Annotated in this window: 6 protein-coding genes and 1 pseudogene; 2 read left to right on the forward strand and 5 right to left on the reverse strand. The window is 57.4% G+C overall.

The features are described 5' to 3' along the window. Positions 1-39: 39 nt before the first annotated feature. The 3 genes from OZX70_RS05920 to OZX70_RS05930 are packed head-to-tail and all read right to left on the reverse strand — an operon-like array spanning position 40 to position 3,191. Entirely contained in the window at positions 40-2,364 is a 2,325-nt protein-coding gene (locus OZX70_RS05920) for a bifunctional (p)ppGpp synthetase/guanosine-3',5'-bis(diphosphate) 3'-pyrophosphohydrolase (protein WP_277182130.1), read from the reverse strand. Between the two features lie 57 nt (positions 2,365-2,421). Then, a complete protein-coding gene (gene dut / locus OZX70_RS05925) occupies positions 2,422-2,901 on the reverse strand; it encodes a dUTP diphosphatase (protein ID WP_277179858.1) in 480 nt (159 codons plus the stop codon). Then, the gene (locus OZX70_RS05930) at positions 2,901-3,191 is read right to left on the reverse strand and encodes a DUF4193 domain-containing protein (RefSeq protein WP_277151701.1); all 291 of its coding nucleotides are present in this window, start codon (positions 3,189-3,191) and stop codon (positions 2,901-2,903) included. The genes dut and OZX70_RS05930 overlap by 1 nt, the downstream gene beginning before the upstream one ends. Positions 3,192-3,368: 177 nt before the next feature. Here OZX70_RS05930 and sepH point away from each other — a divergent pair, with 177 nt between their 5' ends. Beyond that, a complete protein-coding gene (sepH, locus tag OZX70_RS05935) occupies positions 3,369-4,628 on the forward strand; it encodes a septation protein SepH (protein WP_277179860.1) in 1,260 nt (419 codons plus the stop codon). A gap of 12 nt (positions 4,629-4,640) precedes the next feature. On the opposite strand, the gene OZX70_RS05940 is transcribed toward sepH, so the two are convergent. Beyond that, the gene (locus tag OZX70_RS05940) at positions 4,641-5,837 is read right to left on the reverse strand and encodes a nucleotide pyrophosphatase/phosphodiesterase family protein (protein ID WP_277179862.1); all 1,197 of its coding nucleotides are present in this window, start codon (positions 5,835-5,837) and stop codon (positions 4,641-4,643) included. A 137-nt stretch (positions 5,838-5,974) separates the two neighbouring features. Here OZX70_RS05940 and OZX70_RS05945 point away from each other — a divergent pair, with 137 nt between their 5' ends. Then, positions 5,975-8,719, forward strand: coding sequence for a DNA topoisomerase IV subunit A (locus OZX70_RS05945; protein ID WP_277179864.1), 2,745 nt, complete (start codon positions 5,975-5,977; stop codon positions 8,717-8,719). Between the two features lie 1,895 nt (positions 8,720-10,614). Here the strand turns inward: OZX70_RS05945 and OZX70_RS05950 are convergent. Then, positions 10,615-14,385 (reverse strand): annotated as a pseudogene (locus tag OZX70_RS05950) (DEAD/DEAH box helicase); the annotation flags it as partial. Positions 14,386-14,417: the final 32 nt, after the last annotated feature.

A 14,417-nucleotide genomic window follows, 5' to 3' on the forward strand; every position in this document is an offset into this window, starting at 1 on the left:
CATCGCATCTTTGGCATTGCAGCCAAACTGCCGGCAACGCTACATCTTGCGCATGTGCGGAACCGCGGAATCCTTGGCTCCGGTGAGACGGTAGACATCGAAGACGCCGTCGATCTTGCGTACGGCGCTCAACAGCGTATTCATATGCTGGGGATCGGCCATTTCGAAGGAGAACTGGCTGGTGGCCACCCGGTCGGAGCCGGTGGCGACGCTGGCGTTGATGATATTGACGCCGTGGTCCGAAAGCACTTGGGTCACGTCGGTCAACAGGTGCGGGCGGTCGAGTGCCTCCACCTGGATCTTGACCATGAAGAGCCCCTTGGCGCTGGTCCAGGCGACTTCGACCACACGTTCAGGATCCTGCTTCTTCAGGTTCAGCATGTTCTGACAATCGGCGCGGTGTACCGAAACGCCCTCGTTCTTGGTGATAAAGCCAAGGATCTTGTCGCCGGGAACCGGGGTGCAGCAGCGGGCCAGCTTGACCCACACGCCTTCCACGCCCTTGACGGATATGCCGAGTTTGTTGGTGTCGCGACGGCGTTCGGCGTGTTTAAGCGGCAGCGCCTCCTGCTCCACGTCCTCTTCGACCTCGTCCTGTCCGGCGTCCTTGACGAGACGTGAGATCACGTTTTGCGTGGAAACCTGGCCGTCTCCGATGGCGGCGAACACGGCATCGGCGTTGTCAAAGTTGAGCTCGTCAGCCACACCGACCAGCGCCTGCGGAGTCAGGAGGTTGGATACCGGGAGGCTGCGCTTGCGCATGGCACGGGTAAGTTCGTCCTTGCCCTCGTCGATGGCCTCGCTGCGGCGTTCCTTGCTGAACCACTGACGGATCTTGTTGCGCGCCTTCGGGCTTTTGACGAAGCTCAGCCAGTCGCGCGAAGGGCCGGCGGTCTCCGACTTGGAAGTCAAGATTTCAACAGTGTCGCCGCTTTCGAGCACGGTGTCAAGCGGAACGAGACGCCCGTTGACGCGCGCGCCCATCGTACGGTGGCCGACTTCGGTATGAACCGCGTAGGCGAAATCGACTGGTGTGGCGTTAGCCGGCAAAGAAATGATCTTGCCCTTTGGCGTGAAGACGTAGACTTCGGCGCTGCCCAGATCCTCTTTGAGCGATCCGAGAAATTCGTTGGAATCCGGAGTCTCACTGGTCCAATCGGCCAGTTGCTGAATCCATTTGAGATTGTCGGCCTCGCTCAGGTCCTGGTTCTCTTCGCTTTCGCGCTTCTTGTCGGTCTTGTCCGGTTCGCTCAACTTGCGGCCGGCCTGCCCGTTTTCCTTGTATTTCCAATGGGCGGCGATGCCGAATTCGCTGCGCCGGTGCATGTCCCAAGTGCGGATCTGAATCTCGACCGGCTTGCCGCCGGGGCCGACCACTGTGGTGTGCAGGCTCTGGTACATGTTCATCTTCGGCATGGCGATGTAGTCCTTGAACCTGCCGGGGATTGGGCTCCAACGGGCGTGAACGGCACCGAGCACTGCATAGCAATCCTGAATGGTGTCGACGATGATGCGCACACCGACCAGGTCGTAGATGTTGGAGAAATCATGGCCGCGCACAATCATCTTCTGATAAATCGAGAAGTAATCCTTTGGCCGGCCGGTGACGGTGGCCTTAATGTGCTGATCGGCGAGATCTTCATTGATCTCGCTGACGATCTGCTTCAGGTAGACGTCACGCTGTCCGGCACGGCGGTTGACAAGCACGACGATTTCGTTATAAATCTTCGGGTAGAGGACTTTGAAGCTCAGTTCTTCGAGCTCGGTTTTGATGGCGTTCATGCCGAGTCTATTGGCAAGCGGCGCATAGACGTCGAGCGTCTCTCGGGCCTTGCGCTGGGCATTGGAAGGCTTGACATAACGCCAGGTACGGGCGTTATGGAGGCGATCGGCCAGTTTGACGACGAGCACCCGCACGTCGCGACTCATGGCCACTACCATCTTGCGAATGGTCTCGGCCTGTGCCGAATCCCCGACCTCCATGTTGGTCAGCTTTGTGACTCCATCGACCAGGCCGGTAACGGTATCGCCGAATTCCGCGCGGCAATCGTCAAGCGTGTAATCGGTATCCTCTACGGTGTCATGCAATAATCCTGCCGCAACAACCAACGAACCCATGCCGAGATCGGCCAGAATCTGGGCAACGGCAAGAGGATGGATGATGTAAGGCTCGCCGGAACGACGGCGCTGGTTGCGATGCTGCCACACGGCCCGGCGATAGGCTCGTTCGAGAATGGAAAGATCGGCATCAGGATGATGGACACGGCAGGCACGCACAATGGGCTGCAACGGGTCAAGCGGGTCCGTGCTGATCTCGCAGCCCAGCACTCTCGCCGAATTGTTGTCCGAAACCATATCGCCCATGCCCGCTCCCATCATCTTTTCTGCGTTTATTCTATCTGATTGAAAGACGGCTTGCCTTTATTTTCCCGCGATTCCTGTCGAACCGAATCCACGTTCCGCCCGATCGCTGCCCGGCAACGTGACTGCAGGGACAAACCGGGCCTCAACATAGCGTTGGATGACAAGCTGCGCAATGCGGTCACCGATATGCAAAACCGCCGTATGCTTTGGGTCAAGATTGATCAGCGGCACTTTGATTTCACCACGATAACCGGCATCAATAGTGCCCGGCGCGTTCAAAACCGTGACTCCCATCTTCACCGCCAGTCCGGAACGCGGATGGACGAGACCGACATAACCGTTAGGCAAAGCAATGGAAACTCCCGTCGGCACCAAGGCGCGTTCGAACGGCTTGAGCTCGATTTCCTCCGTGGTGCTCAAATCGGCGCCAGCATCACCCGCATGCGCATAACGCAATGAAGGCACGTTCCCGTCGGGATCAGCCTTCAGCAGCACTTCGACGTTTTCGGGTTCGTTGTAGCTTTCAGCATAGGCCATCAGGCGGCGCACTCCTTGCAGACCGGGCCGTTGGGGCCCATATGGTCAAGCTGGCTGCGATGCTTGACGAGGAAGCACTCCGAGCAGATGAATTCGTCACCCTGCATGGGGATGACGGTCACCGAAGAGTCTTCGTTGCTGAGATCCGCCCCAGGCAGCTCATAGTCCTCGGCGATGGCGTTCTCGTCGTCGTCAATATCCTCGGCGGAATCCCTGTTGCTTTTGCTCAACGCCTGAAGGGATTCCTCGTCCTCGTCCTTGTTACGAGGGGAATCATAATCCTGAGCCATCTCGTGTTCCTTTCTCTGTTGGTTCACGGTATCTTATACCGCTGGCGTCCATGTCAAAATGTCTTTTACGGGCTAAAGGATACACGATTTCGTAAATTCGTAAAGTACGACACGAGGGACATAATGGAATAAAGTAAAATTCTCGTAGTTTTATTGTTGTAGGAAAGTGGTGCTCGCATGTCAATCAGTTCAGTTGCGGATGCTCGGTTCGACCATGTCGACGAAGACGGCGAGCTGGTGTTCGTTTCGAAGGGATTGAAGTTCCGGATACCGGTGGACGACACACTGGAGCACGCCATTCTCGAGGCACGTCAGATCTTAAGCGAAACTGACGAGGCAAGCAACCCAGGAATGGCTCAAACCCTACCAATTTCAAGCATTCAAGCACTTATCCGGGCCGGTGCGCAACCCGACAAAGTGGCCGAAAAATATGGTCTGAGCCAGGCGTTGGTACGGCGTTTTTCGGCTGCGGTAGAAACCGAAAAGCAATACGCCATCGAGCAGTTCCTCGCGGTTTCCGCACCCAAAGGTAGCAAAGTTCACTCCGTCGAAGACCTTATTGCACGCACGCTCGCCGCAGCCCGTATCGGTATGGAATCCGTCAAGTGGGGCGCGACACGCCGAGGAAGGGAACCTTGGCTGATTACGGCGACATTCAGCACCCAGCGCAATCGCATACGGGCCGAGTGGACGTGGAACATGCATGACAACACCGTCGAATGTCAGAATGCGGCGGCGCAGATACTGCTCGGCGAGAGGGATACGACGAGGCAATCCGACCAATCTGATGACGGAGCGCCAGATGCGGGCGGTCAAGGCGAATGGTCAAACCAATCGTCGGAAAACGCCGATGAAGCAACTGGAACAACCGAGAAGGTCTCGGTACGTAGCGACGAAGATAAAGCAATAGCCGCTTCGGAATTCAAGACAAACCCTGCGTTGCCAGGTGATTCCGTACGTTCCGCGCGAATCGCCAGCACGGTTGCCTTGATGCAGGAACAGACGGCTGAGGAGAATCAGCAGTCCAGTTCACTTTCCATGGCCAACTCGGATGATCCAGAGTACAACCAGCCGAATTCGGCGGGTACAGGGTCTGTTTCTCTGCCTTATCCGGCCCCGGGAGCGAATACGCAACCTACTTCTACAAACGCGACAAGGGCGACTTCCTCAACGACGGCAACCACGCCGACGGAGCCTTTGTCACTGCCTCTCCCCGACCGCACGCCTACGGCACAGCCACAAATGTTCGTCCCATTGAATGACACGCCGGAAACTCAGACGGACAATAACCGTTCCGGCATTTCCGGAAACGCCGATGAACAGCAAAACAACCAGGCGGCAAACGATAGGCACAATCACGACGAGCATAAGCACGGCAAACGTAAATCAGGACGTTCCGCAGTGCCAAGCTGGGATGAAATCCTCTTCGGGGAGTAAAGAATAGGCGAATCAAGCCACATCGATCAGGCACGGAATCTCACGTTCGAGATGCGTGAGCGAGCCATGAACACCGAGAAGGCCCATCGCCCCTTCGCTTTGGGTGCGTGAATCCACAATCGTGGCGCTGCCTTTGGCACAAACAATCAGGTCACCGATCAACGGCCTCACGCGCTCTTTGACATCGCCGTATAAGCCGCGTTCAATGGCTTCATCGCGTGTCAAAACTTCCGCACGGTCAGCCAATTCCTCACGCCAGCGCATGGCCATGGCCTCGGTATCCGTACCAGGTTCGGCGTACAGCATGGTCATACGAGGTTCGCCGGCGACCAACGCGACATCCCGCGTCAGATTCTTGCGATTCGCGATATCGATCTGATGTTCAAAATCGACTTCTACCATCCCGTGGTCGGCAACGACCACCATCAGAGTGCCTGGTTTCAAGCCGCGCCTCAAGGTCTGAAGTTGCTCATCCGTATTTTCCAACGCCGTAGCCCATTCCTCGCTGAACGGACCATGGTGGTGCCCGGCCTTATCGACGGCATCGACATAGTAATACGTAATTCCCGGTTTGGCGGCGGCTTTGATGGCAGCACGCACGCGGAGCTCTTCGTGCTGCGATCCCATATATTCCGGACCTCGCAAGGCGGCACGGGTGAGGGCGGAATGGGCGAATTTCGGCAAGCCGACGCTGGTGACACGCACGCCACCTGCAACAAGACGTTCAAAAATCGTGGGCTCCTGCTGCAAATCCTCCGGATCGGGTGCACCTGCGAAGCTGATGAGTTGGCACGCCTCCCCCGTTTCCGCATTTCGCTGGGTGAAGCCGGTCATTGCCGTCATACCCGGGCAGGTGCCGGTGCCGAACGCACCCATGACTATCGGCGTGGTACTTGGAATGCAGGTTGCTATTGGCTTTGCATTACGTTCTTGATTCATCAGACCACGCAGATACGGGGCGTGACCTGCGCGCATGGCGAGATTCCAGAAGCCCAAGCCGTCCACCAAAACGATGACCGCCGAATCGGCCTTCGGAAAACCCAGCGCCATTCTCGCAGCTTCCGGATCGGGATGGATGGCTGTCGGCATCGCGTGCCCGATGGTGGCGCTCAAAGCGGGGAGAACCGCGGAAATATGACGGCTGCTGGCATAAGCATCGATTTGGCGGAATTCCAGCAGTTCGTCCATAGGCTCGACTTCAACACTCATATTCCCATTGAATCACTGCGCGACGAAAACCGGACCCGCAAGGTCGTTGTCTCGTCAACAATGCCAGTCCTCCCTCGACGAGGGCAACCGATATGATGGGACGGATTGTTTGTTAACAGATAGAGGTGCTTTTCAGTATGGCTCAACGTCGAAAAACGGCCAAACCATCCTATGACCCGCACACGGTCAAGGAGAACATCGTCGAAACGCCACTCGACGATGAGATGAGCAAATCCTTCCTCGAGTACGCCTACTCGGTGATTTACGCGCGTGCACTCCCCGACGCGCGCGACGGCCTCAAGCCGGTGCAGCGACGCATCATCTACCAAATGGGCCAGATGAACCTGACTCCCGACAAGCCGTATATGAAGTCGGCACGCGCTGTCGGCGAGGTGATGGGCAAGCTCCACCCCCACGGCGACTCCTCCATCTACGAGGCCATGGTGCGCCTCGCCCAGCCCTTCGCGATGCGTCTGCCACTGGTGGACGGACACGGCAACTTCGGCTCGCTCGACGACGGGCCTGCGGCTTCGCGTTACACCGAAGCCAGACTTGCACCCGCAGCTCTCGGCATGAACGCGAACATCGACGAGGACACCGTCGACTTCTCCCCAAACTACGACAACAAATTGAAGGAACCGGACGTGCTGCCGGCCGCCATCCCGAATTTGCTCGTCAACGGCGCTTCCGGCATCGCGGTGGGCATGGCCACCAACATGGCCACCCACAACCTCGGCGAGGTGGTCGCGGCCGCAAAATATCTGATGAAACATCCCGACGCCACGCTCGACGAACTGATGGACTATGTGCCCGGGCCGGACTGGCCGGGCGGCGGCATCATCATCGGTCGCGACGGCATCCGCGAAGCCTATGAGAGCGGACGTGGGACGCTCACCACCCGTTCCGCTACACATATCGAAAACGTGACGGCCCGTAAAAAGGCCATCGTCGTCACCGAACTGCCGTTCATGGTCGGCCCCGAACGTGTGCTCGAACGTATTTCAGAAGGCGTGAAGAACCACCACATCGAGGGCGTCTCCGGCGCCATCGACCTGACCGACAGGCACAACGGCACACGCATCGTCATCGAGATCAAAACCGGGTTTGACCCCAACGCGGTACTCGCCCAACTGTTCAAGTACACGCCGTTGGAAGACAACTTCACCATGAACAACGTGGCGCTCGTCCACGGCCGACCGCACACCATGGGCCTCAAAGAGATGCTCGAGGTGTGGGTGGAACATCGGCGCAACGTCATTCATCGCCGCAGCGAATATCGGCTGCGCAGGGCGCAGGAACGACTGCATCTGGTCGAAGGCATGCTGCTGGCAATGGTCGATATCGACGAGGTCATCCAGGTCATCCGCACCTCCGAGAACGCCGACGCCGCCAAGACACGCTTGATGGCCGTCTTCGACCTTGACGAGATCCAAGCGCAATACATCCTTGACCTGCGGCTGCGTCGTCTGACCAAGATGAGCCGCATCGAGCTCGAGGCCGAGCAGGATGATCTCAAAAAGCAGATCGAGGGGCTCAATGAAATCCTCGCCTCGGGCGAACGCCTTGACGAGGTCATTGTTTCCGAAATGGATGAGGCCGTGGAAAAATGGGGCGACCCGCGGCGCACTGTATTGCTGGAACGCCACGAGGATGGCAGTCTGACACCGGTGCGTTCGCTGGCGTCCTCTGGTTCATCGGCTGATGGCGCCAACGCCAACCCGGATTCCTCAGCTCTGGCAGCCATCCGAGTGGAAAACACCGTTTCGCAGGCGGCACAGGACGTGCAGGCCGCCGCCAAGGCGAAGAAGGCCGGCAAGGTCGAGGAAGCCGCCGCCGCGTTGCGATTGGATGACGAGCCCTGCGCGGTGATGCTAAGCGCCACCGGGCTCATCGCCCGCACTTCACCGAGTGCCGTGGATCTCTGGCAGACACGCGAGGCGAATGGAAAGCGCACACACGACGACCAGATCGTTTCGATCTTCGCCTCGACGACGCTTTCCAGCTACGGGCTCATCACTTCCGCGGGACGCTTGGTCTTGGCCCATGTCGCGGATTTACCGAACCTGCCGACAAACGAGAACCTCAACGTTTCCGGCGGGGTGAACGCCGACGAACTGCTGGGTATGACTACCAGCACGGAACCGGTCGCCGGTGAGCACGTCGTTGCGGCCATCGCCATGGGTGATATTTCTGGCAAGACTGAATCCGATAACGCAGGCAAGGCCAACGTTACGGTCACCGACGATACCGATGTTCCGCTGGCCATCGGTACGCGCAACGGCATCGTCAAGCGCTGGAACCGCGAATCGCCCAGCACCATGGATTCCTGGCCTGTCATCGATCTGAAGGATGGCGACACCGTGGTATTCGCGGCTCTCGCAGCCGACGACGATCGTATTGTCTTCATCTCCTCGGATTCCTCACTCCTGACCTTCGAAGCCAAGGTGGTGCGTCCGCAAGGCCGTACCGCAGGCGGTATGAACGGCATCAGACTTGCCGAAGGCCAACATGTCGCCGCCTTCAACGTCGTGCCGGCAGGCAAGATCGCCTGGACCTATGACGAGGGCGAAAACGGGCTATATTCGGCCTCCGGAGCCGTCGTGCTCACCGTTGCCGGCGATGACGCGGCCCTGCCCGGCACCGAGACCGGAGCGGCCAAGGTGACGCCTCTGGAGATGTATCCGACCAAGGGTCGCGGCACCGGCGGCGTGCGTTCGCAGCGCTTCCTCAAGGGCCAGAACACCCTGACCTGCGCTGCCATCGGAACCTATCCCCTTTACGCCAGCACTTCCGGCGGCGCTCCCGTCGAGTTGCCGAAGCCCGACATGCGTCGTGACGCTTCGGGTGTGGATCTGCCCGCACCGATCGAGTACGTAGCATAAAAAGGCAAAACGAATCCGTACAACGTTCAGCGGGCAAGATCAATTAATCATCATCTTGCCCGCTGATGTTCTCACTTGACAATTTCAAAGCCGATCTCAGCGATTCTGGGATTGATAAAAGTGATGGCTATTTCTGTCATGGTCTGTTATCGCCACCTTGATAGGCATTCATTCAACTCATTGGTATCTCTATGCACAACTTCATTTCTATATTGGCTACTGTTATCCCTTTATAATTACCGATACAGTTTCATTCCCTGCGGCGACGGCGTGAAACCGGAGGCGCGTAGCAACTGTGTGTAGTGATTCAGGGCGGTGAAAGGCTCGCCGTTGACATCGCGGAAAGTGACGCTGCCACGTCTGTTGCCCGACCGCAGGCCCGATGCATACTTCGAGCGCAAGGTATCGGCCAGTTGTGTGATGGCACGCTGCAATTGGAAATCGGTGGCATCGAAACACAGGAGATGATGGCTGGACGGGATGGCGTAGAGTATTGGCTTGCCCTCGATGAAGATGACCATAGAACCGACCAAACGCCGAGGCTGGACCGGCTTTCCACGTTTACGCGCGGATCCAACGGTAGCATTAGCAGACAGACTATCGTCCGACAAAACCGACGACTTGCTTATATCGCGTTGCCTCTCATCTGCCTGTGAATCTCTTATCGTTTCAGCAGCGTCAACGTCGGCAGATTGAATGGCAACCGAATCGTTCTGTTGATCGGCTTCGACGCTGCTGTTTTCGGCGACACCTGCCGAATCGTCGGACATGTTTAACGACGGCCATGCGACCGCACCGCCGGTAAGACTGGCGGGATCGGCAGCATCCAGCGCCACCGCAAGCGGAGCGTTCTGTGTGCGCCACTGGCGCAATTGATCGATGGTGGTGCGTTCCGCAAACTGCACCGCGGAGAGACCTTTCACGAACATGCCACGAACCAACGTGCCGGTGGCTTCCATCTGTTTTAAGACCGGATAGATATCGGAAAAACTCAAGTTTCCCGGATCCATATCCATCAGCGGAGGGGCAATGATGCCGTAACGGTCAAGCAGCGTCTCGACCTGTGCGATGGCGCGTTGCTCCGGGCGCACATCCTGCGGCTTCGGCACAGCCGACCATAATCCCGCCAACGTCCCCGGCAATTGCGGACGCCGCTCGACCCGTGCGCGACCATACAGGCGGTGACGGCTGAGCGACGCTCTTGTATACGAATGACGAGAAGGTTGTGAACCGCTGCCGTTTTGCAGCAATACGCGAACCGGAGCGAACGACGAATTGGTGACCTGCCCGCGCCACACCAATGACCACACCGTCCGCTCGAAACCGGAGTCGCCGGCAGATGACATTCGTACTTCTCCGGTCAGAAGGTCCACGACCTCCTGCGGTTTATCACCACCATGAAGCTGCCATTGTTGTTCCAGCTGTTCCGCACGATAGGAACCGCCAAGCCCCAATGCAGCCATGATGCCGTTACCAGCCGAATCACTATCATCATCACCATCGGCACTGACATTGCTCAGCAAGGGAGAATCGGTCAGATAGAATGCGATTTTGCCGGGCTTTGTGGCTGACTCAGGACTAGCGGATGAACTTTCATCCTTGGAACCCACCCAAACGACCTCGCCGGTCGAAAGCAGCTCATCAAGCATGGATGAGCTGAAATCAGGCACTCTGGACGGAAATACAGACGACTCCCACATCGCGGCCGGCAAGGGCATGCCCTCCAGCTGCTCGATAACGCGCAACAGGCCGTCCGTTCCAGTAAAGCGAGGCCAAGCAGACCGAGGCTCTGATGACATATCGTCGATAGCTTCGTCATCAGCCTTCTGCTCATTGCCAGCCAAATGGTGTTGATCGCCGAACCTATGTCCAACAGCGTCTTCACTGGCATTCACGCCAATCCCCTGCCGTACCAGCAACCAGGACTGATAGGTCTCGGCATTCACCGGTTTCAAAGACTTGCGGGTCAATGTCTGCGAACGCGAGCGAATCCGACGGAACACCTCGCGATGCAGATATTGCGGACTCGGCAGGTTTTTGACGAACGTTCCGGTCATCAACACACCACGAGCCTTTAAGTCATCGAGCTCGTGAACCACCGTAGCCGCATCCAAGCCCAGCTCTTTAACAGCTTCGTCAGCGGTAAATGGCCCATGTGTCTTGGCGAACCGCACCATTCTGCCGTTAACATCATCGGCTTCCAGCTCGTTCCAGAACTGCCGGTGGCTCAGTTCTTCCTCGACTTGTTTGATGGCTTTCGGGTCGAGCACATCGGCGATATGTGCACTGCCCAGCAACTCTTCCAAGACATCCGGATCCATTGCCAAAAGCGTTGCCCGGCGTTCCGCCTGGGGTGAATCGTATTCGTACATCACCGAACCCACGAAACCGAACAGCAAGTTCTGGGCGAACGGTGACGGGCTTTGCGTCTCGACGTCACGGATTTCGATTTTTCCGTCATCAATATCGGTCATCAGCTGCTTTAAAGCCGGCAAATCGTAGACATCCTGCAGACACTCGCGGGCGGTTTCCAAAATCAACGGAAAATTGTGCTGTGTCTTGGCCGCGGCCAAGAGCTCCGAGGCACGCAGACGCTGCTGCCACAACGGTACACGCTTGCCGGGGTTCATTCGCGGCATGTACAGCGAACGGGCGGCGCATTCGCGGAACCGAGTGGCGAAAAGGACCGAGTCGACGATCTCCTCCTCCACATCTCTCAGCAACTCGTCGGCATCGAACTGGAAGAGCTCCGCGGCACCTACATGGCTGTCTTGCTCGGGCAGACGTACCACGATGCCATCGTCGGTGGCGTAAGTCTGGCCATCGAAGCCGTATTTGCGCTTGAGCCGGTTGGTGATGGCGAGCGCCCACGGCTCATGCACACGACGACCATATGGCGAGTGCAGGATGACGCGCCAGTCGCCTTCCTCGTCCTGGCAACGTTCGATGACGAGGGTTTTGTCGGTAGGCAGCGAGCCTGTTGCAGCCTTCTGTTCGGCGAGCAGACGGGCCAGATTGCTGCGCCCGTTGCTGTCTAAACCATTGTCGCATAATCTTTTTTCGGTAATGGCATCAAAATGCGGCTCAGCATTGCTGTTGAAACCCTTGCTGCCAGAACGCCTTGAATCGAGGAAATTCAACGAGCCAGCAGCATCCGACATGACATCTGCAGACGATGGCTGATCGTCAGCGAACGCATAAGTAGAATCGGATTCATCCGCAACAGCAAAAATGCGGGTATCAGAATGAGACTCAGTACCCCCATTATCAGATTGTGATATATCTGCAATAGTCGATGATGCCGGTATCAGTCCGTTGCCGATCTCACGAACGAACGCACCCAGCAACGCACCGAAACCTGCGTCTCGCCCCGGCCCCTCGCCATGCCAGAACGGCAATCGTGCAGTACGTCCGGGAGCCGGGGTGACCACGACGCGATCATTGGTGATTTCATTAATCTGCCAGGTTGAAGTTCCGAGTGTGATGACATCGCCGACACGAGACTCGTAGACCATCTCCTCGTCCAGCTCCCCCACCCTCTTACGCCCCGAACCGGCATCAGCCTCGGGCAGAACGACAGAATAGGTACCACGGTCGGGAATGGTACCGCCACTGGTGACGGCGAGGCGCTGAGCTCCGGGGCGAGCGGAGATGATGCCTTGCTCGACATTCAGTTGCAACGGTGGGCGGAACGCCGAGAATTCCTCGGAGTTGTAGGCTCCGGTAAGCATGCCGACGACGCTGTCAAACATGTCCCGCGACAACGTGGCGAATGGGGCGGTACGTCGCACGGCCGCATACCAATCGTCGGTTTTCAAGTCATCCATCGCCGCTGCCGCAACCGTCTGCTGAGCCAGAATATCCAGCGGATTACGGCGTACAGCCAATGGCTCGATTCCACTTCGCCTCATGCTTTCCACGGTGGCCGTGGAAGTGATTAGCTCCTGACGGGTCAACGGATAGAACAACGCATGCGAGACGCCGCCGACGCGATGATCGGCTCTGCCGACGCGCTGTAGGCCCGACGAGACGGACAGCGGCGGCGCCACTTGGATGACCATATCTACCGAGCCCATATCGATGCCCAGCTCGAGGCTGCTGGTGGCAACCACGCAACGAAGGCGGCCATGCTTCAGGTCGTCTTCGATAATTTTGCGTCGTTCCTTGGAGACGGAACCATGATGGGCCATCGCAATAGTCTCGGACTTCGGGTGTGAACCCACCAGAGCCGACGAGGAACCGACGACGGAATCGTAATGCTTACCATCGCCGTATGAACGATTGTCAACTTGCGCACCGCATTCGGTTTCGGCGTATAAATCATTGATACGTGCTGTCAGCCTTTCGGCCAACCCACGCGAGTTGACGAACACCAGTGTACTGTGATGGCTCAGAATCTCGTCCAAAATGCTGCGTTCTACAGCCGGCCAGATGGAGTGCGAAGCGGAGGCGGTCGGCGAGGAATAGTCCCCATGCTGAACAGGCAAGTTCGAGTCATTAAGTCTGCCATTTTTATATGGGACATCCGAATTTGGAACTGAAACCGATTTTGGATTCGCAACCTGTCCGAATTCGTCAGAATCCTTGATATCTGCTTCGATTTCATGGCATCGGCTTGAGTGCGTGCCCAAACCAGCGGTTGAGCCATTCTTGTGAGCTTCGGCCAGTGCACGCATGGCGGGACTCACACCGCTGATATGGCGAGATCTACCAGTACCGGTGCCAACCTCTTTACCTGACGTTCCGGTTTTTCCTTCAGCACCACCGACATGGAATCCGCCCTCGTCATCCGAGGCAGTTCCCAACGCGCCCATATCCGCAACCGGCTCGACGATTTTCAAGTCCATATGTACCGGGTCAGTGGCGTCGACAATCGTGACCGGCTGGTCGCCACCCAGGAAAAACGCGGCCTCCTTCGGTGGATTGACCGTCGCGGAAAGACCGATACGCTGCACCTTTCGGCCAGTCAATAAGTCGAGCCGTTCCAGGCTCAACGCGAGATGCGCCCCACGTTTAGTGGCCGCGAGCGCATGCACTTCGTCGACGATAACGGTCTCGACGTTTTTCAGGATGCGACGCGCTTTCGAGGTCAGTAGCAGATACAGCGATTCGGGAGTGGTAATCAGAATATCCGGCGGATGCGTCGCTATACGGCGGCGTTCTTTGGCCGTGGTATCCCCCGAACGAATCGCCACGTCGATATCAGGCGGTTCCAGACCTTCCGAAACGCACTGCGCGGCAATGCCTTGTAACGGAACACGCAAATTACGTTGGACATCAGCTCCCAGCGCCTTCAACGGCGAGATATAAAGTACTTTGACGCCAGGTTTGCCGGACTTGATAGACTTCGCCGTTTTGGACTTGCCCACTGACTTATGAAGTTCTTTATGCCCCTCAGATCGATTCGATTGCTTTTCAGCCTTGCTTGACTTCTTGGATTCGGCTGCAAATTCACCATTTTGTGATAATTGTTCACCTATCAACCCGTCAATGGCGGAAAGGAACGCCGCCAAAGTCTTGCCAGAGCCGGTGGGAGCGACCACCAACACGTTCTCTTTAGCTTTGATATGCGGCCAGGCCTCTTGTTGGGCGTCGGTAGGCGCGGCAAACGCATGCCTGAACCATGCCGCGGTAGGCGACGAAAACAGATCCAGACATTCGTACATATGTTCGATTATCGCAACGCCTCACGACGTTG

This window comes from Bifidobacterium sp. ESL0732, from assembly GCF_029395535.1.
Taxonomy (GTDB): Bacteria; Actinomycetota; Actinomycetes; order Actinomycetales; family Bifidobacteriaceae; genus Bifidobacterium.

Coding starts and splice junctions, on each gene's coding strand:
- OZX70_RS05920 (WP_277182130.1), bottom strand. CDS start 2,364: ATGGGCGATATGGTTTCGGACAACAATTCGGCGAGAGTGCTGGGCTGC.
- dut (WP_277179858.1), bottom strand. CDS start 2,901: ATGGCCTATGCTGAAAGCTACAACGAACCCGAAAACGTCGAAGTGCTG.
- OZX70_RS05930 (WP_277151701.1), bottom strand. CDS start 3,191: ATGGCTCAGGATTATGATTCCCCTCGTAACAAGGACGAGGACGAGGAA.
- sepH (WP_277179860.1), top strand. CDS start 3,369: ATGTCAATCAGTTCAGTTGCGGATGCTCGGTTCGACCATGTCGACGAA.
- OZX70_RS05940 (WP_277179862.1), bottom strand. CDS start 5,837: ATGAGTGTTGAAGTCGAGCCTATGGACGAACTGCTGGAATTCCGCCAA.
- OZX70_RS05945 (WP_277179864.1), top strand. CDS start 5,975: ATGGCTCAACGTCGAAAAACGGCCAAACCATCCTATGACCCGCACACG.